Source organism: Chryseobacterium sp. YR221 (assembly GCF_900176315.1).
Classification (GTDB): domain Bacteria; phylum Bacteroidota; class Bacteroidia; order Flavobacteriales; family Weeksellaceae; genus Chryseobacterium; species Chryseobacterium rhizosphaerae.
This window is the reverse complement of the sequence record NZ_FWXM01000005.1, coordinates 370,009-389,697: the sequence shown is the minus strand read 5'-3', so window position 1 is coordinate 389,697 and position 19,689 is coordinate 370,009. Positions and strand designations below refer to the sequence as shown.

The window sequence follows — 19,689 nt, the reverse complement described above, 5'->3', positions numbered from 1 at the left end:
TTGTAATAAAAGTATTTTTAAATATGCTTAAATCACTTTTCAATTGGAAAGTTTTACTTAATTTAGTAATAGCCATCGGCATTTTCGTGGGTCTGGTATGGCTCACATTTCGTTGGTTGGAATATCATACAAACCATGGACAGGAAATTCCTGTTCCTAATGTTGTTAATAAATCAGTGCATGATGCTATTAAAATATTAGATGATACCGGTCTTGAATATGAAGTGGACAGTGCCAATTATGATCCAAAATACAGACCTTTTCAGGTTCTTCAGATTTATCCGGCACCGGGTTCCCGTGTAAAAGACGGAAGAACGGTACGTTTGAAAGTTAATCCAAGAACATGGGCTCAGATTGCTGTGCCTGATGTTATCAATAAATATTCCGGACTGGCCTTCCAGAGACTGGATCAGGTGGGTCTTAAAATAGGCGATACCATCTATGAACCAAGTATTCAGAAAGATGCTCTTCTAAGAATATTATATAAAGGTAATGCCGTTAATCCGGGAACACGTTTGCCTAGATTCTCTATCATAGATGTCGTAGTAGGAACAGGTCCTATGAGAAATATTTCTATTCCTAATGTAGTGGGACTTTCTGTAAAAGAAGCAAGAGCGGTTATTACAAAAGGAATGTTTGAAGTAGGATTGGTAGAACATGAAGATGGCAGCAATGATGAATCTGACATCATTTACTATCAGGATCCTGCTGCAGGAGATGTACGTGACCAGGGTATGCAAATCGATTTATGGGCAAGTAAGCGAACTCCGGCTGAGCTGAGAGCTAAAGTGGAACAGTTGAATTCTATTTACCGTATGAAGGTAGATACTTCTTTGCCACCGGTACGATATGAGGAAGTTCACAATGAACCAAGTTTTGATCCTCCGGTAGCTCCGGCACCGGTACCCAAAAGGGAAACACCAAAACCTGAGCCTGTAAAAACAGAAACTCCTAAAACTCAGACTACAGCTCCTAAATCCACTGTTTCCGGAACAGAGAAGCCTAAAACCTCCTCCAGTAGCCCGGCAACAGGAAACACAGCTAAGCCTGCTGCTTCTACAGGCCAACAACCTGCTCAAAAGCCAAAGGCTAAAAAAGTAGTCGTAGAATAATATCAAAATAGTATAAATAAATACAGGCTTCAACTGCAAAATGTTGAGGCCTTTTGTGTAAAAAATATAAAACAATGTCAGAAGATAACGAAGATTTTTTAGATGAAGAATTATTAGATTCCAACAGTATTGAAAACATCGATATTGATGAAGAAAATAAAGGATTGTACGAACATCTTAATCTCACTGTTGACAATGGACAGGAGCCATTAAGAATAGATAAATTCCTGTTAATACACCGACAGAATTCTTCAAGAAATAAAATTTCCCAAACCTGCAGGGCCGGGAATGTAGTGGTGAACGGAAATCCGGTAAAACAGAATTACCGGGTAAAACCTGGTGATCAGATCTCTGTTTTACTGACGCGTCCTCCAAGAGAAAATATTATTATTCCACAGGATATTCCTATTAATATAGTATATGAGGATGATGATTTAGTGGTTGTAGATAAAGAACCGGGAATGGTTGTTCATCCGGGATTTGGAAATTGGGACGGTACGCTGGTGAATGCATTGGCCTTTCACTTTGAAAAGAACGGAGAGAAATCTGATCTGGACAGGGTAGGGCTCGTACACAGGATTGATAAGGACACTTCCGGACTATTGGTAATTGCAAAAAATGAATATGCATTAAGCTTTTTAGCCAAGCAGTTTTTCAACAGAACCACTAAAAGGCTTTACTGGGCTTTTGTATGGGGAAATCCACAGGAAGACGAGGGAACAATAAAAGGACATATCGGAAGACATCCTAAAAATAGAATGCAGATGTCTGTTTATGAAGACGGAAGCCATGGAAAACATGCTGTTACCCATTATAAAGTCTTGGAAAGGTTCAGGTATATGACTTGGGTAGAATGTAAACTTGAGACCGGAAGAACCCATCAGATCCGTGCTCATTTCAAACATATTGGCCATACCTTGTTTAATGATGAAAGATATGAGGGGCATACTCCTTTAAGAGGAGTGAACCTTCCTAAGTATAAGCAGTTTATAAAAAATGTTTTTGAAATTCTGCCCAGACATGCACTTCATGCGCATACCCTAGGATTTATACACCCAACAACAAAAAAGGAATTATATTTTGAGAGCCCAATGCCCAAAGATATGGTGGATGCCGTAAAAAAATGGAGAAATTATTTAGAAAACTAAAAATATATTGAGATTTTTTTTATATTTGTTGAATTGAAATCAAGATTTGTTATGAGAAAACTATATGCTATCGTATGTTTAGCTCTTTTGTCAAATGCATACAAAGCACAGGAAACACTACCCTACTATCAGCAATATCTTATGGATGGTGAGTTCCTATTCAACCCAGCTCAATACGGAAAAACAGACTACGTACAGCTCAACGCTAATTATCAACAACAATTTTCAAAATTCAACAACTCTCCGAATGTACAATCAATCGGGATTAATGCGAATATTTTTGATAGAGTAGGTGCGGGTATTTCTGTTTTTAGAGATAGCAATGGGCCTATTTCTGCCGGAGGTATTACAGCGGGTGCTTCCTATTTTATTCCACTAAGCAGCGAAGGAGATAGAAAGGATCAATTCTCTTTCGGTACAAGTGTTAACTTCTATAACATGAATTTTGATTATTCAAAAATTAATACTGAGGAAGCTAATGACCCATTATTGAGAGGAGAAGAGAGCAACCTTTTTATGGTGTATGCTAACTTTGGTTTGGCTGCTACGTATAGAGGACTTTTCGGTGGAGTTTCCGTTAATGATATTGCTTTAAGTAATGATCAGTCTATTGTAAACGGATATGAACCATCACCTATTAAATTCTTTTTAAATTTAGGATACAACTGGAATATTGCTGATAATATTTCAATTGCACCATCAGCATTGATCAACTTAAATACCAACTCAACAAGAATGATTGACTGGAATTTAATGGCAACATTCTCCAATGAGATTAATGCATTTTCTTTTGGGGTAAGCTACAGAACTGTTCAAAACAGATTCGACAGCCAGGATTTGAGTATTTCTCCTATTGTAAAAGTGAGATTTAACAAATTTATGATCGGTGCCACTTATAACCTGGGAATGTCTGATATTCAGAAATCTGGAGGGAATAGCTTTATGCTTGGCCTTGGTTATAACTTTGACAACTTTATTAATGTTAGAGGATTTAGATATTAATCAATTTAATTTAAATAAATTTGAGCTCTGAATTTTTTCAGAGCTTTTTTTATGATATATATTCACATCCCATTCTGCAAGCAAAAATGCAGCTATTGTAATTTTCACTTTTCAACATCCCTGAATTTTAAGGATGAAATGCTTCAGGCTATGAAAACTGAAACGATGCTTCGGAAAGATGAATTACAGAACAAAACCCTACAATCTTTATATTTTGGTGGAGGAACGCCTTCCATTCTTTCAGTAGATGAGATCCATTCTTTAATTGATGAAGCTTTAAAATACTTCAGCTTTGATAAAAACATAGAAATTACTCTGGAAGCTAACCCGGATGATCTGGATCAACGGTTTGTAAAACAACTGGCAGGAACTCCCGTGAATCGTTTATCTATTGGAACACAGAGTTTTTTTGAAGAAGATCTGAAACTGATGAACCGCGCTCACAGTGCTTCTGAAGCAGAAAGTTCTATTAAAAGGGCTCAGGATTTTGGTTTTGAAAATCTGAGTATTGACTTAATCTATGGTTCACCTACTTCAAATCTTGAGATCTGGAAGGAAAACCTGAATAAAACTATTGAATTAGAAGTTCCTCATATCTCGTCTTATGCTTTAACTGTGGAACCTAAAACAGCACTGGAAAACTGGATTTCAAAAGGAAAAGTGATCAGCCCGAAAGAAGAGGAGCAAAACAGAGAATTCTACTATCTCTCGGATTTTCTTAAGGATAATGGATTTGAGCATTATGAAGTTTCCAATTTTGCAAAACCGGGATTTTATTCCAGACACAATTCAGCATATTGGAAATATCAGGAATATCTTGGAATAGGTCCATCAGCACATTCCTATAACGGATTTGATGTCAGAAGCTGGAATATTGCCAATAATCCACAGTATATTAAAAAACTGGCGGTTAAAAATCTTGCCAAAGAAGAAGAATTACTGTCTCAGGAAGATCAGTTTAATGAGATGATCATGATTGGCCTGCGAACCATTTGGGGAGTAGACCTTTCAAGCTTAAAAAATAAATTCTCTGATAAGGTAATGGATCATTTTCAAACGGAGATAAAATCTAAAATAGAAGAAGGCATTTTAATCATTGAAAAAGATCACCTGAAAATTCCAGAAAAGCATTGGTTTATGGCAGATGGTATTGCTTCGGATTTATTTCTGGTATAATGTTTATTAGTGTATATTTGAAGCCAGACTTTAAATAAAAACTAAAAGGAAGTTGTGAATGATAAAGCCAATGAGAAGTTTTTTTCTTCCTATCAGGAGAAGACATTCACATATGATCTTATTGTACGCAATAATAAAAAGGAAGTAATCACTATCGATATAAAGGATCAGATCCCTTTAAGTAAAGATGAATCCATCAAAATTGAGCTTCTTCAAAGCGATAATGCAGATTTTGATAAAGAGAAAGGTTTTTTGAGTTGGAATGTTAAAATCTCTCCGTCGGAAACCAAGAAATTTAGAGTAAGCTATAAAGTAAGGTATCCGAAAGATTTTTCAGTTAGTAATCTTAAGTAAGTATCGGATTATTCACTATTTTTGTATAAAATTTCAGTTCACAATTTGAAAACTAAAAAACAAGATTATTCGCATCTTTCACCCAGCCAGCCTATCGGTATTTTTGATAGTGGTGTGGGAGGGCTTACTGTAGCTAAAGAGATCAAAAGACTTCTTCCTCACGAGGATCTGATCTATTTTGGAGATACCAAACACCTTCCTTATGGAGAAAAATCTAAGGAAGCAATTATTGAATACTCTACAAAGATCACCAATTTTCTGATGGAACAGAATTGTAAGGCCATAGTTATTGCCTGTAATACTGCTACTGCAAATGCTTTGAATGAAGTAATGCAGTCTGTGGGAGGTAAAGTTCCGGTGATAGACGTTATTAATCCTGTTGCTGAAAAAGTAGCTTACGAAATCCATAACAACGTTGGAGTGATTGCTACTAAAGCTACTGTAAATTCAGGATTGTATAAAAAGAGCATCCGAAAACAGAATAAATGGATCAAGGTAGATGAATTGGCAACCCCATTACTGGTTCCTGCTATTGAAGAAGGATTTAAGAATCATCCGATTACCCACGCTATTATTTACAATTATCTTAGTAACAATAAGCTGAAAAATATTGAAACATTAATTTTGGGGTGTACGCATTATCCACTTTTAATTGATGAGATCAAACAGTATTATGGAAACAGGGTTCGTGTGATTGATTCTCCAAATATTGTGGCCAATCATCTTAAAATTATCCTGGATAAATACCATCTTTTGAATGATAATAATCCGAAACCGAATTATCACTTTTACCTTTCGGATCTAACTAAGAATTTTGAGAAAATTTCCAAAAAGTTCTTTGGTAAGACCATTGATTTGGAATTGAAAGTATTATAAGTACATTCTGTTTTATAATTAAAAATAGAGGAATAATATTTTTGATATTCTCTAAAAAAATAAAGAAACTGCCGGTAAATGAATATTACCGGCAGTTTGCATTCTAAAAATATACTAAATGGGTACTGAATTTTAACCTAAGTTCAGCGAATAATGGATTATTGACTGGGAATAATCCCTATTGGGCTGAAAAATAAGAAAACCAAAATAGTGAGGATAGCAATAAAAATGCAGGCTGGTTTTAAATATTTCCAATTTTCCACATTGACGGCTCCTGTATCTTTAATAACAAAATTATTTTCTCTGGGATAATATCTGCTGGCAATAATAAGGGTAAGAATAGTAACAATAAAGGCAACTGCCAGGCGATGTAAAAAATGAATGCGAAATCCCATCGCCTCCATTCCGAATTTCGAGAATAAATAAAGTAATGTGCCGGTTATTAATCCTATTTTAGCTGCTTTTGCAGATACTTTAGGTAATAGTAATCCCGCAATGATAATGGCGAAAATAGGCATGTTGAAGATGGAACTAAATTCCTGAAGAATAATATAGAGGCCTTTACCCGCCATACTGATAAATGGAGCGATGACCATAGACGCTATGGCCATGACGGTTCCACATTTTTTACCAAATTTTACGATTTCGGTTTCTGTGGCTTTCTGATTAAAATACCCTTTATAAATATCAATTGAAAATAAGGTTGAAGCACTGTTTAATGCTCCATTGAAGGTACTGAGAATAGCCCCTACTACAATAGCTGCAAAAATACCGATAAGACCCACCGGCAGAACGGCTTTTACCAGCTCGGGATAGGCATAATCAGGATCGTTTAAGCTGTTTTTAAAGTAATAATAAGCGATAATGCCGGGAACTACCACAACAAAAGGAATAAATATCTTGAAAAATGCAGTCAGCAGCACTCCTTTTTGTCCTTCAGCAAGATTCTTGGCTGCAAATGCCCGTTGAATAATAGATTGGTTCATTGTCCAGTAAAATACCTGGGGAATAAACATTCCTGTAAAAAGTACTGAAAATGGTACATCAGAAGTTGATTCTCCTATAGCATTAAAACGGTCGGGAACAGCTTCAAAAACAGTATGAACTCCATTTGAAAAGCTGCCGTCCCCAATTTTGTAGAAAGCAAGTATCGGGATTAGTGAACCTCCGATAATAAGGCCTATCCCATTGATGAGATCTGATATGGCAACTGCTTTTAACCCTCCTAAAATAGCATATAAAGATCCCAATATACCAATCCCGACAACCATTATGACCATTGCTGTGAATTTATCAATGTGTAGATTTTCTGACACATTGAAAATACTTTCCATCGTAATAGCACCTGTGTACAGTACAATGGGAAGAAGGGTAGTGATGTACAGCAGCAGAAATAATCCGGAACAAATTACCCGGGTTTGTTTATCATAACGAAGTTCTAAAAACTCTGTAATAGTGACCAGTCCCATCTTGAGGTATCTGGGAAGAAAATATACCGCCATAAGCACCAAAGCTAAAGCGGCCAGGGTTTCCCAGGCCATTACTTCCATTCCAAAGGCATAGGCACTTCCATTGAGTCCTACCAAATGTTCTGTTGACAGATTGGTGAGTAGCAGTGAGGCCGTTATTAAAATAGCATTCAGATCCCGCCCCCCTAAAAAGTAGCCGATTGAGGAGTGGGCCATTTTTGTCTTTCTTGTAAATCTCCAGGAAATAAAGGCGACTCCGGCAGTAAATATGAAGAATGTGATTAATGTTGTAAGCATAGAGTTAAGTTTTTTTGATGACCATTGTAAAACATTATTTTCGTTATAGAAAAATCAATGTTTGTTGTTCTAACGACTGCGCACAGGCATCAGCTAATAAGGAAGCCTTAAGGGCATCCTCTGCGGTGGAAGGAAATTCTTTTTTCTCCTTTATAGAAGTAATAAATGCTTTTGCTTCTTCTATATATGAATCTTTATATCTCTCCAGGAAAAAGGGTTCGAGTACACTGCTTTCAATAGCATTTTCAAAATAAAAACGTGTATGGCTGATCTTTTTATTTTCCACAGAGATCATTCCCTGATCTCCCAATATTTCCAGCCGTTGATCATATCCATAGGAAGCTTTTCGGCTGTTATCTATATTACAGATCACCCCATTTTTAAACTTAATGGTAATAAGGGTTGTATCTGTATCTTCCGTAAAATTGCGGGAACCTATGGCAATGATCTGTTCAGCCTCACTTTCACTGATAAAACGGGCCATGTCCAGATCATGGATACTCATGTCATTGTAAATTCCTCCGGATTGTCTGGAATATTCTGCCGATGGCGGGAAAGGATCCCTGCTGGTGATTTTAATAATGACCGGCTTTCCTATTTTTTTTAGGGTTGCTTTGGCATTGGCAAAGTCAGGGTCAAAGCGTCGGTTAAAACCTACCATAAGACGGTGATTGATATCCGGATAAGAATCTATGATGGTTTGGATTTTATCTTTATCTGCATCCAGTGGTTTTTCACAGAATACATATTTATTGTTCCCTAAAGCTTCCATAACCTGAGTAAAATGATGGCTGGTGGGGGAGCATATCCATACGGCATCAATATCCAACCGACGCAGAATATTATGATAATCAGTATAGAAATGAGGAATCTGATACTCTTCAGCTGTTTTTTTTACATGATCCAAAGAAATATCCGATAGCGCTACAACCTCAACATTTTTTATAGTTTTTAATGCTGCAAGGTGTACCTGTCCGATTCTTCCAAGTCCTATAATGCCTATTTTTAATTGGGTGTCCACTTTATGTATAGTTGAATTTGTGTTTTTAACTTTCCTGTATTCCGAACCCTTTTATTTGATATGGAACCTGGAATTAAAAGGTTCTAGACCAGGTTTTAGGCCAGCGTTCGATGACTACTTTTGTCTGGGTATAAAATTCGATGCCGTGGCGTCCTTGTGCATGAAGATCACCAAAGAAAGACTCTTTCCATCCTGAAAAAGGAAACTGCGCGACTGGTGCTGCTACCCCTACATTGATGCCTATGTTTCCGGCCATTGCTTCACTCCGGAATTGACGTGCTGAAAGACCGTCCTGAGTGAAAATGCAGGCCATATTACCGTAACGTCCACTATTGATAAACCGAATAGAGTCTTCCATAGATTTGAAATTAAGCAGGCTCATTACCGGACCGAATATTTCCGTAGAAATAATTTCTTTATCTAGCGGAACATTTTCCAGGATAGTAGGATAAAGGAAATTTCCACGATCAAATCCGGAAACATTTTTTTGAGTACCATCTACCAGAAAGTTAGCACCTTCGGCAATTCCTTTTTGAATAAGCCCCTGAATTCTTGTTTTACTTTCCTGAGAAATCACAGGTCCCATTTCTATTCCGTCTTCAAGACCGTATCCTACTTTTCTGGACTTGGCGGCTTCTACCAGAGCATCTTTGATTTTTTTATCATCACCAACGGTAATTACGAGGGATGCCGCAAGACAGCGTTGACCTGCACAGCCATATACTGAATCCGTAATGATTTTTGTAGTCATATCGATATCTGCATCTGGCATAATAACAATAGGGTTTTTAGCTCCTCCCTGAGCCTGGATGCGTTTTCCGTATTTGGCTCCTTCCGAGTAAATATATTTGGCTATGGGGGTAGAACCTACAAAGCTGATAGCCTTTACATCCGGATGCCGGAGTAGACTATCTACAGAATCTTTTCCACCATGTACCAGACTTAAAAGGCCTTTCGGAAGATCTAAGTTCTTGTGGATAAGATCAAATACATACTGCATGGTGGCAGGTACTTTTTCTGAAGGCTTCAAGATGAAAGAGTTTCCCGTAGCGATTGCATAGGGAAGAAACCAAAAAGGAATCATCCCCGGGAAATTAAAAGGGGTAATACAGGCACAGACTCCCAGGGGCTGTCTGATCATGAATTCATCAATCCCCGGAGCTATATTTTCAGAGAACTCAGACTGATTGAGAACATACGTGGCACAGGCTACTTCCACATTTTCAATAGCACGCTGTATTTCACCCAAAGATTCTGCATAGGTTTTCCCACATTCATTGGTAATGAGCTTTGCAATCTCTTCCTTGTGGTCTTCTAATAACGTTTTCATTTTGAATAAAGGCTGTACTCGCTTCATTGCCGGGACATCCTTCCATTCCAGATAAGCCTTTTGGGCATGCTGTATCGCTTTTTCCACATCTTTTACGGTATCCGGGCCGGAAGGAACCTGTGCAATAACCTCCTGAGTTGCCGGATTATGTACGGAGGTATATTGGGTGGAGATACTGCTCTGCCACTCTCCGTTGATGTAATTTTCTAGTGTTTTCATCATTTGTATTGATTAGGTTTTATGTATTGCTGTTGTTGTTGTTTATTGGATTCATATTGTTTTCGGGCCTCAATAACCTCAGGGAAAACCGATATTTCAGGGATGGGAACTTCCCACCACGAATAAGCGTAACCCTGGAGCTTCCTGTCCCGGATGGTTTCTACGTAAATAACTGTTGTTTCTTTATTATTTTTAGCTTTGATCAGACTTTCCTGAAATTCAGCCATATTTTTAGGGCGGAATACTTTAGCTCCCAGACTTTCTGCATTTTTTGCCAGATCAGTTGCCAGAGGGTGGCCATCCAGTTGGCCTGTTTTTTCATTTCTATAATTAAAATAAGTTCCAAACCCTTCTTCTCCAACAGCATTGGAAAGCCCACCTATTGAGGCATAGCCATTGTTGTTGATTAATATTAAGGTGATCTTATACCTTTCCTGTAATGTGGTAATCAGATCAGAAGGCATCATAAGATAAGTGGCATCCCCACACATCACATAAATCTCCCGGTCAGGATCCGCCATTTTAGCCCCAAGACCTCCCGGAATTTCATATCCCATGCATGAATTTCCATACTCCAGGTGAAAGCCTTTAGAGTTTTTGGTTCTCCACAATTTATGCAGATCTCCAGGCAATGAGCCGGCAGCACAGAGAATGACATCTTTATCTTCTATAAAATCATTGAGGGCTCCCATATACTCTGCCTGTACAGGACGGTCAGGGTTTTCGCATGCATAGGCTTTTGCTACAATTTCATCCCATTCTTTATGATAGCCGTGAACTTTTTCGACGTACTTTTCTTCCGTGTGATAATCTCTCAACGCTTTACGTAATGCTTTAAGAGTTTCCCTTGCATCTCCCTGTAAAGGAACTGCAGAATGTTTGAAAGCATCAATTTCTGCAATATTGATATTGATAAAAGTGACATTGGGATTTTTCCATGCTGATTTGGAGGCAGACATAAAATCTCCATACCGGGTCCCTATTCCAATGACAAGATCTGCTTCTTCAGCAATTCTATTGGCTCCTTTGGTACCAGTTCCCCCCATTGCCCCAAGATTAAGGGGATGTTCATAATGAAGAGATCCTTTTCCTGCATAGGTTTCAGCAACCGGGATTCCAAACTGTTCTGCAAAAGTTTTTAATTCTTCTTCTGCTTCAGAATAGATAACTCCTCCTCCTGCAATAAGCATTGGTTTTTTTGAATTTTTTATAAGGCTTACGGCATATTCTAATAATTGAAGATCAGGTACCGGCCTTGGAATATACCAGATTCTTTTTTCAAAAAGCTGAACAGGGAAATCATAGGCTTCCGTTTGTACATCATGTGGAAGAGCCAGTGTTACAGCTCCTGTTTCAGCAGGTGAAGTAAGAACACGCATGGCTTCCAGTAAAGATGAGGTAAGTTGTTCCGGGCGTTGGATGCGGTCCCAGTATTTTGAAATGGGCTTAAAACAGTCATTCACAGAAATATCCTGGGTTTGGGCAGATTCTAATTGCTGTAATAAAGGAGTTGCAGAGCGGGTCGCAAAAAAATCTCCGGGTAACAATAATACGGGTAATCTATTAATGGTAGCACCGGCAGCAGCTGTAATCATATTAAGTGCTCCCGGACCTATGGAGGTCGTACAGGCAAATGTCTGCAGTCTGTTTTTCATTTTTGCATAGGCGGCAGCGGTATGGACCATGGCTTGCTCATGACGGGTTTGGTAATAGGTGAAATCTGGATTTTGTTTCAGTGCCTCTCCTAAACCAGCTACATTTCCGTGCCCGAAAATCCCGAAACACCCTGCGAAAAATAGCTGTTCTCTACCATCCCTTTTGGTGTACTGATTTTTTAAAAATTCAATAGTAGCCTGTGCTACCGTTAATCTTTTTGTTTCCATAATTCAACGGTTGATAGGGTTAAAAGCCTCCTTTATCTGTAATGAACTGAATTATTTCCTCATAAGTAGGCGCGTAATTGCTACATCCCTGCCTGGTCACAATCCATGCGCCGCAAGCATTAGCAAGACGGGCAGATTGATACGTATCCCAATTTTGGAGGTACCCATAAATAAACCCCGACGCAAATGCATCTCCTGCACCCAATACATTGACAACTTCTACCGGAAATCCCGGGATATCTTCCGTCTTTCCGTCAGGATAATAAGCGGTTACCCCCTTGGATCCTGTTTTAACCAAAAGAAGCTTTATTCCGGAGGATAATACCTGTTTGATCACCCCGTTGATATCACCTTCGATAGTTGGGGAAGAAATAGCACTGTCTTTAATTGTTACCTGATCGGAATCTGTAAGCCCCATTGCCAAAAGTTCTTCTTCTGTACCCATAACAATATCACAAAGAGGAAGGTATTGACGAAGGGTAACTCCAAATGCCCGTACATCATGCCATAGATTGGCTCTGAAATCGATGTCTAAAAAAATGGTTGTTCCTTTTGTTCTGGCTTTTTCAGTAGCATAGATAGCCGCACTCCGGGTAGGCTCTACGGATAATGCTGTACCCGTCATCAGGAAAGATTTATATTGGTCAAAGTCTATTGTGTTCACCATATCTATTGTGAGATAGTTATCTGGTGCCTTATCCCGATAAAATACCAGTGGAAATTTATCAGGAGGTACAATACCACAAACGACAGCCGTACTGGTAGTATCCCTGATGATATTGACATGGGAAACATCTACATTTTCCTGCTTTAAGGTATGGGTAATAAAACCTCCAACAGGATCATTTCCAACTCCTGTTACAATACTTGTCTTGAGGCCGAGTCTTTGTGCTCCGACGGATATATTTACCGGAGATCCGCCTATGGCAGTGGTAAGTTCTTTGATGTCATTAAACTCTGCACCAATATTTTTAGAGTACAGGTCTATGCTGGCTCTTCCGAATGTTAGTAGATCAAATTTCATTTTACTTTATATTAATCGTGTTGCTGATTATTCATGGCAGGAGTTACTAAAGGAAGACGATGGTCTTTTCCTTTCCATGAATCAAAAATCCATTCATAGTCACTGTCGGGAGTATTGGCGAGTGACTGATCGGATCCCGCCAGAAAATTTAAATAGTAACAATGATAGCCATGTACTGCTGTTACCGGATGATACCCTCTAGGAACCAATACTGCATCATCATGTCTTACCCGTAATATCTCATTTAAAGGATCCTGATGATCTTTTGTATAAATCTGCTGGATAGCATAAGCTTCAGGTTTTTGAAATTTATAGAAATAGATCTCTTCCAGTTGGGCTTCCTGCAATTCTCCATTATGATCAATAATTCTTTCATCATGTTTGTGTGGGGGAAAGGAGCTCCAATTTCCGGATGGAGTATATACCTCCCGGCATACAAGTCGGGAACATCCAAATCCCGGTGGAATTAAATCATTGAACTGCCTGGTAGCATTATCTCCACCAAAAATCACGGTGGGAGTTTCTTCCGGAGTAATCAGCTGAGGTTCAAAATCATGATCAGCACTACACCAACAATAGGCAATGTCTAGTGCCTCAGAGGTTGATATAAGAGTAAATTGAGTTTCTCTGGGCAGATAAAGGGTATGGGCTACTCCTTGAAATACATTCTTTCTTCCATTTTTTGTTTCCCAGTTTCCTTTATTGCTTTCCACTCTGTAATTGCCGGATAATAATACAATTACCATTTCATTTCCTCCCGTATCACAGGTCCATGTTTCAGATGGACCCATAAGACGAGCTTCAAAATTTAGCCAGTTCCAGCCTGCATTTTCGGCAGAGATGCTTTGGTAAATTTTCTGTTTTTTGGATTTTACTATAAGATTCATTTGTGTTTTATTAGGCGCGTTCTGGTCTAAGAGATTAGATCGGCAATGGTGACAGGCTTTTTCTCTTTAAATGATTTCGTTAATGCTGTAGCCACTAAAGTGGCATTGGTTGCGTTATGCATTGTTAGTTCAGGTTGTTTATTTTCTAATACATGATCTACAAAAGATTGAATCTGTATTAGAAATGCATGCTGGAATCTGTCAAAGAAAGTTTCCATTCCTTCTCTTCGAATGCCATGTTTGTCTGATATCTGAAGCATATTTTTTACGGGAGGATCACCAATTTTTAAGTTACCTTCTGTGGCGAAAATTTCTGTACAGGTATTATGCCCGAAAGAGGAAATTCTGGAAGCCAGCAATACAGCCATAGTTCCATTTTGAAGCTCACACATAGCAGCTGTATTGTCTGCATCTCCTGCGAGGCCAAATTCCGGGAATCTGTACGCTCCTCCTAAAGCCCAAACTTTTTCTATTCTGGAACCCAGATACCAATGGGCCAGATCTATGTCGTGAACATTATAATCATGAAAAATTCCTCCACCAGTGGTACAGAATTCAATTTGAAATGGTGCAAAAGTATCTTTATCTATTGTTTGGGAACGTAAAAGATAGGGAGTTCCTACCAGTCCTTCATTAATTTTGATTTTAGCTTCTGCATAGCTGGAATCAAACCTCCGGACAAACCCTAACATGGTAATCCGGTCGGGATGCCTGGCTGTTATTTTCTCAACACGGAGGCAATCTTCTATATTGAGCGCTAAAGGTTTCTCGCAGAAAACATGATAACCGGCTTCGAGAGCTTTAATGATTGCATCAGCATGTTGATCTGTTGAGGTAACAATAACCACAGCATCCATATCTTTTTGTTGATCAAGCATTTGGTCGTAGGAGGTGTATAGGTTGGGAACGTTATAGGTCTCTTTTACATAATCCAGCTCTTCCTTTCTTATACTGCATGCTGCAATCAGATTGGCATTTGGAACCAGATAGGTAAGGTTTTTTGCATATTCTTTACCCAGCCTACCCAATCCTACAATTCCAATATTCAATTTTTTCATAAATGTATTTTTCTTTTTTTAAAATTTTAAAGTTTCTGTCATGAATTGGTAGCCTTTCTGGGCATATTCAAAAGGGTTGGCTTTAGCGGGATCCTGTTCTGCCTCTACTACGATCCATCCTTTATAATCATTTTGATGTATAATTTGAGCCAGCGTATGCATATCGAGGTTACCATTTCCAGGGACAGTATATATGCCTAGTTTCACTGCCTGTAAAAAGCTGTTGTTGTCTTTATATACCTGTTCCTGAATATTTTTTCTTACATCTTTGAAATGGATATGGGCTGTCCGGCCTATGAATTTTTTTAATGCTTCAACCGGATCTTCATTGGCAAAAGCAAAATGGCCACAATCATAATTAAGTTTTACATATTCTTCTTTTGTTTCATTGAGCAGGCGGTCAGTTTCATCAATGGTCTGTATCATTGTTCCCATATGATGATGGTAGGAAAGGTGCATTCCAAAATCATTCAATGCTATTTTACCCAGTTCGTTCAGTCCATGGGTTAATTTTTTCCAATCTTCATCCGATGCTTTTTTCCGTTGTGTGATGGGAGTATTGTATTTCCCATGAATGGTATTCCCACATTCTGCACCACCCACTACTTTAGAATTGAAATGTTTTAGAAAATGCAGCTGATTCATGAAATCTTGTTTTACCTGTTCATACGATTTAGCAGTCAATTCATAACTAAACCATTGGTTACAGATAGTAAGCCCTCTGATGTCGAGATATTTCTTTAAGATTACAGGATCTTTAGGGTATTTATTTCCAACTTCACAGCCTTTATAGCCGGCCAGGGCCATCTCACTGATGCATTGTTCGAAAGTAATATCTTCTCCCAGCTCAGGCATGTCATCATTAGTCCAGCCAATGGGAGCAATTCCTAATTGTATCATATGTGTTTTTTATATAGTTGTGTTTTATTAGTGTTGCCTAGTATTTCAAACTTTTTAGCGATAAGAAGTTCGAGTTCCTGCATATATTGAGTGCCCGGTCTTAAAGGATCTAATTGATCGGGGTGATTTTGTAAATATTCTCTGAGAATTCTTATCCATAATATTCTAAGATCGGTAGCGATATTGAGTTTGCATATTCCGTAGGGGATGGCTTTTCTGATCTCTTCTTCCGTAATACCTTTTGCATCTTCTTTAATGTTTCCTCCCGCGGCATTTATACGTTTTATTTCTTCATAGTCTATGGATGAAGCACCATGAAGAACAATAGGGAAATCCGGGACTCTTTTCTGAATATCCTTCAGGAGATCGAAACGGAGTCCTTTGCCTCCAGAGAATTTATAAGCACCGTGGCTTGTTCCTACAGCAACAGCAAGACTGTCGCAGCCCGCCTCTTTTACAAAGTACTCTACGTCGGCAGGATTGGTATACAATGCGTTCTCTTCTTCTATATTAAGATGATCTTCCACACCACTCAGTACCCCAAGCTCTGCCTCAACAGAAATATTTTTAAGATGGGCTCTGTGGGATATTTTTTTTGTCCGTTCAATATTCTTTTCCAAAGGATCATGAGAGGCATCTATCATCACAGATGTATATTCTCCTGATTCAATAGCACTGTCAATATGCGGTTCATTACCGTGATCGAGATGCAGGGCGAAAAGAGCATCGGGATATATTTTTGCGGCAGCCTTTACACAGTTGATCAGCATAAGAGGGTGCATGTATTCTCTGGCAACCGGAGTAGTCTGAATAATAAATGGAGCATTCATCTTTTGTGCCGTACTAAATAAAGCATGAATCTGCTCAGGCATCGAAATGTTGATCGCAGGAATACAAAACTTTCCGTAAGCTTCTTTAAAAAGGGTAACCGAGTTAGTTTTCATTTAATTATTGAATTTATAAAAAATCAACTTGATTGTTTAATTTTTTATCATTGTGTTCGAACACGAATTTATATATTTATTTATAATTAGCAAAATATTTATAAAATATTTATTTTATTTTTAGTTATTTGTAGATTTCATGGGAATTTGAGACGGGTAGAACAAAAGGAATGAAATGTTTTCTATATTTGTTGAAGACTTATTTACACTAAATCATATATTTTGACAATTAAGGAGATTGCCCGATTAGCGAATGTTTCCCCTGGAACAGTGGACCGTATACTGCATAACAGAGGGGGAGTGGCGGAAAGTACCCAAAAGAAAGTAATAGAAATAATAGAACAGGCAGGCGGATTCAAGCCTAATGTTATTGCCCGTAATTTGGCACTTAATAAAGAGTATCAGGTAGCGGTTTTAATGCCTTTGTTTAATGCGGCCAGTCCATTTTGGGAATATCCTAAAAAAGGAGTGCTTAAAGCAGTAGAAGAAGTTTCGAGCTATGGAATGAAAGTTTCCGTTTCCTATTTTGATGAATTTAATGTAGATTCTTACAATAAGGAATTAGATAAAATCCTGAAGAATAAAAATCTGGACGGGATTATTATAGCTCCACATTTTGCTAAAGAAACACAGGAAAGAAGTGCTGCATTGGATGCCCTTAATATTCCTTATCTGTTTTTGAATGTTCCCTTGAAAGGACTCAATAACATTTCTTTTGTAGGACAGGATTCTTTTGCAAGCGGGAGGCTTGCTGCCAAACTTTTCCACATCGCTCAAAATACGAATAAACCCCGGGTCTTAATAGTGGAGGTTTTAGAAGACTTTGAAAACTATTATGGATTGGATCAGCGGGTGAAAGGATTTATGAGCTTTTTCTCAGACCATACTTCTCATGTGATCATTGAAAAATTAAGAGTTCCGAATAAAAATACTCAACTCTATTATAAATTGTTAGGAGAAAGCTTACAAGCTCATGAAGATATTGGTGGAGTGTTCTTTCCCTCCAACTCCATAACCAAAGCAGGACGGTATTTTGAAACACGCCAGATAAAACTGGATCTGGTCGTTGGATATGATGTGACTGAGGAGAATAAAAAATATCTGAATCAGGATATTATTACTTTTCTTATTGGTCAGGAACCTTTTCAGCAAGGATATAAAAGTGTCAAACTTATGTTTGAACATCTTGTACATGGAGAACAGCTGAATTCTTTTTATATGTCACCGGTACAAATTATAGCGAAAGAAAACCTGGAATATTATATGCATTGATCCATTCGTATTCCAGGTTTTGTAAAGAGATATTTTATCCCTCTATAATTACTTTTTCAGCTTTCAGCCTTGTTTTCGGGTTGAATTTGGGTTGATTGGTATCTGTTTCTTCCCTTTGGCCAATGGCTGCGGCGAACAGCGTTTCATACTTTTCATTTTTCAGAATATCATCATATTGTTCAGGTTCTATTCCTTCCATAGGAGTAGAGTCTATGCCCATCGCTGCACATGCAGATAGGAATATTCCTAATGATAAATATACCTGATGGGCCAGCCAGGATTTTACCGCTGCTTCACCTTTAGGTTTTACCCTGTTTCGATAATAATTTACAGCTCCTTCCGGAAGATTCTCTTCAATTTGTTTTTCAAAATCTTCCGTATTTTTTAATACCTGGAAAATAATCAAATGACTGCAATCCAATACTTTTTCTTTATTGATGTAAGAGACTTCTGCCAATTGATTTTTAAGTTCAGAATTATTTATAAAGATAAAATTCCATGGCTGGCTGTTGATAGAAGAAGGGCTAAGGCTCAGAATTTCCTGTAGCTCTTTTACTTGTTCTGCACTGATGCTTCCCTGTGGGTTATACTTTTTTACAGTATACCTTGTTTTCATTTTTTCTAAAAAACTCATAATTTTATACTATCATTTTTATAGTTACAAAATTAATTTAAGTTTATTAACTTTGCAATAACGGTAAAAAATGATAGTATAAAAAATGTACACAGTAGATAACAAATCATATCCTTGTTGCACCAGTGTAACGATGAGATTTATAGGAGGCAAGTGGAAAGCGGTTATCTTGTATCATTTAATTGCAGGAGCCAAACGATATAATGAAATAAGAAAAGAAATTCCTACCATTACGGAAAGAACGTTGAGCCTTCAGCTTAAACAGATGGAGGAAGATGGAATTATTGACAGAAAAGTGTTCACGGAAAAACCACCTTTAATGGTAGAATATACCTTAACTGATTTTGGAAAAACCCTGCTGCCTGTTTTGGAAGCAATTACAAACTGGGGGAAAAGTGCACCTGATATATCAAAAAAAATAATCAGGAATTAAATTTCCTGATTATCATTTTCTTTATTCGGCTCAAAAAAACTGAAACTTACATTTCCGTATTTTCTGGTATCTACCAGATTGGGATGCTCAAGCTTCATTCTGCTTTGATGCTCTACTATAAGAACTCCGTTTTCTTTTAAGTATTTATTATTTAATACTAAAGAAATCAGTTCATAATATTTTTTCTCCTCCATTTCGAATGGGGCATCTGAAAAAACAATTTCAAAAGATTTTTTATTTCTGAACTTTTTAAGCCAGTCGAAAACATCGTCTCTCTGTACGTTGATCTGAAGTGACATGTCCAATTCAGATGCTGTAGAATTAATGAAACCTGTGTGTTTAGGATTCATTTCTACAGAGGTTACATTCTTGCATCCTCTGGAAGCATACTCTAATGAAATGGAACCTATTCCCGCAAATAAATCAAGAACGGAAATGGACTGCATGTCATATTTGTTTTCCAGAATACTGAATAAAGCTTCCTTAGCAAAATCCGTAGTGGGTCTTACATCGAAGTTTTTTGGAGCGGCAATTTTTTTAGCTTTCCATTTTCCGGATATTATTCTGAACATATTTTTTTAGGGTTTATGTGGTAGATTATAAAAACAGGGTACATATTTCTGAGATTCCCTCTCTGTTTCCTGTAGCTG

Annotated in this window: 19 protein-coding genes; 8 read left to right on the top strand and 11 right to left on the bottom strand. The window is 37.8% G+C overall.

Annotated features, from left to right (window positions below; all coding sequences use genetic code 11):
- Positions 1–23: 23 nt before the first annotated feature.
- The 6 genes from B8967_RS16890 (at position 24) to murI (ending at position 5,668) form a co-directional block, all read left to right on the top strand.
- The gene (locus B8967_RS16890; RefSeq protein WP_084086866.1) at positions 24–1,112 is read left to right on the top strand and encodes a PASTA domain-containing protein; all 1,089 of its coding nucleotides are present in this window, start codon (positions 24–26) and stop codon (positions 1,110–1,112) included.
- A 74-nt stretch (positions 1,113–1,186) separates the two neighbouring features.
- Positions 1,187–2,260, top strand: a complete 1,074-nt coding sequence (locus B8967_RS16885) for an RluA family pseudouridine synthase (RefSeq protein ID WP_179140079.1) — start codon at positions 1,187–1,189, stop codon at positions 2,258–2,260.
- 51 nt (positions 2,261–2,311) lie between these two features.
- A complete protein-coding gene (locus tag B8967_RS16880; protein WP_047493137.1) occupies positions 2,312–3,262 on the top strand; it encodes a PorP/SprF family type IX secretion system membrane protein in 951 nt (316 codons plus the stop codon).
- Positions 3,263–3,313: 51 nt separating this feature from the next.
- Positions 3,314–4,438 (top strand): radical SAM family heme chaperone HemW, encoded by a 1,125-nt coding sequence (gene hemW, locus B8967_RS16875; protein ID WP_084086832.1) that lies wholly within the window; start codon positions 3,314–3,316, stop codon positions 4,436–4,438.
- Between the two features lie 54 nt (positions 4,439–4,492).
- Positions 4,493–4,792 (top strand): DUF4139 domain-containing protein, encoded by a 300-nt coding sequence (locus tag B8967_RS16870; RefSeq protein ID WP_084086831.1) that lies wholly within the window; start codon positions 4,493–4,495, stop codon positions 4,790–4,792.
- 45 nt (positions 4,793–4,837) lie between these two features.
- A complete protein-coding gene (gene murI, locus B8967_RS16865; protein WP_047493144.1) occupies positions 4,838–5,668 on the top strand; it encodes a glutamate racemase in 831 nt (276 codons plus the stop codon).
- A gap of 158 nt (positions 5,669–5,826) precedes the next feature.
- On the opposite strand, the gene B8967_RS16860 is transcribed toward murI, so the two are convergent.
- The 9 genes from B8967_RS16860 to B8967_RS16820 all read right to left on the bottom strand — a co-directional run bounded on the left by B8967_RS16860 (position 5,827) and on the right by B8967_RS16820 (position 16,700).
- Positions 5,827–7,434, bottom strand: a complete 1,608-nt coding sequence (locus tag B8967_RS16860; protein WP_084086830.1) for a solute:sodium symporter family transporter — start codon at positions 7,432–7,434, stop codon at positions 5,827–5,829.
- 43 nt (positions 7,435–7,477) lie between these two features.
- On the bottom strand, positions 7,478–8,455 hold the full coding sequence (iolG, locus tag B8967_RS16855) for an inositol 2-dehydrogenase (RefSeq protein WP_179140078.1): 978 nt from the start codon (positions 8,453–8,455) through the stop codon (positions 7,478–7,480).
- A 73-nt stretch (positions 8,456–8,528) separates the two neighbouring features.
- The gene (locus tag B8967_RS16850; RefSeq protein ID WP_228406238.1) at positions 8,529–10,007 is read right to left on the bottom strand and encodes a CoA-acylating methylmalonate-semialdehyde dehydrogenase; all 1,479 of its coding nucleotides are present in this window, start codon (positions 10,005–10,007) and stop codon (positions 8,529–8,531) included.
- Positions 10,004–11,887, bottom strand: a complete 1,884-nt coding sequence (iolD, locus tag B8967_RS16845) for a 3D-(3,5/4)-trihydroxycyclohexane-1,2-dione acylhydrolase (decyclizing) (protein WP_084086828.1) — start codon at positions 11,885–11,887, stop codon at positions 10,004–10,006. Before iolD ends, B8967_RS16850 begins: the two co-directional genes overlap by 4 nt.
- 19 nt (positions 11,888–11,906) lie before the next feature.
- Positions 11,907–12,911, bottom strand: coding sequence for a 5-dehydro-2-deoxygluconokinase (iolC, locus tag B8967_RS16840; protein ID WP_047493156.1), 1,005 nt, complete (start codon positions 12,909–12,911; stop codon positions 11,907–11,909).
- Between the two features lie 11 nt (positions 12,912–12,922).
- Positions 12,923–13,798, bottom strand: a complete 876-nt coding sequence (iolB, locus tag B8967_RS16835) for a 5-deoxy-glucuronate isomerase (RefSeq protein WP_084086827.1) — start codon at positions 13,796–13,798, stop codon at positions 12,923–12,925.
- Positions 13,799–13,824: 26 nt separating this feature from the next.
- Positions 13,825–14,856 carry a Gfo/Idh/MocA family oxidoreductase gene (locus B8967_RS16830; RefSeq protein ID WP_047493162.1) on the bottom strand — a complete coding sequence of 344 codons (1,032 nt, stop codon included), beginning with the start codon at positions 14,854–14,856 and terminating at the stop codon, positions 13,825–13,827.
- 18 nt (positions 14,857–14,874) lie between these two features.
- On the bottom strand, positions 14,875–15,756 hold the full coding sequence (gene iolE / locus B8967_RS16825; protein WP_084086826.1) for a myo-inosose-2 dehydratase: 882 nt from the start codon (positions 15,754–15,756) through the stop codon (positions 14,875–14,877).
- Positions 15,753–16,700: a class II fructose-bisphosphate aldolase gene (locus tag B8967_RS16820; protein WP_084086825.1), complete on the bottom strand. Its 948-nt coding sequence runs from the start codon at positions 16,698–16,700 to the stop codon at positions 15,753–15,755. The genes iolE and B8967_RS16820 overlap by 4 nt, the downstream gene beginning before the upstream one ends.
- Before the next feature lie 222 nt (positions 16,701–16,922).
- On the opposite strand from B8967_RS16820, the gene B8967_RS16815 reads away from it, so the two are divergent.
- Positions 16,923–17,972: a substrate-binding domain-containing protein gene (locus B8967_RS16815; protein ID WP_084086824.1), complete on the top strand. Its 1,050-nt coding sequence runs from the start codon at positions 16,923–16,925 to the stop codon at positions 17,970–17,972.
- Positions 17,973–18,006: 34 nt separating this feature from the next.
- Here B8967_RS16815 and B8967_RS16810 read toward each other — a convergent pair whose 3' ends face one another.
- The gene (locus tag B8967_RS16810) at positions 18,007–18,606 is read right to left on the bottom strand and encodes a nitroreductase family protein (protein WP_084086823.1); all 600 of its coding nucleotides are present in this window, start codon (positions 18,604–18,606) and stop codon (positions 18,007–18,009) included.
- Positions 18,607–18,691: 85 nt separating this feature from the next.
- On the opposite strand from B8967_RS16810, the gene B8967_RS16805 reads away from it, so the two are divergent.
- Positions 18,692–19,039, top strand: a complete 348-nt coding sequence (locus B8967_RS16805) for a winged helix-turn-helix transcriptional regulator (protein WP_047493179.1) — start codon at positions 18,692–18,694, stop codon at positions 19,037–19,039.
- Here the strand turns inward: B8967_RS16805 and rsmD are convergent.
- Entirely contained in the window at positions 19,036–19,611 is a 576-nt protein-coding gene (rsmD, locus tag B8967_RS16800) for a 16S rRNA (guanine(966)-N(2))-methyltransferase RsmD (protein WP_047493182.1), read from the bottom strand. The two genes, B8967_RS16805 and rsmD, sit on opposite strands and share 4 nt — an antisense overlap.
- Positions 19,612–19,689: the final 78 nt, after the last annotated feature.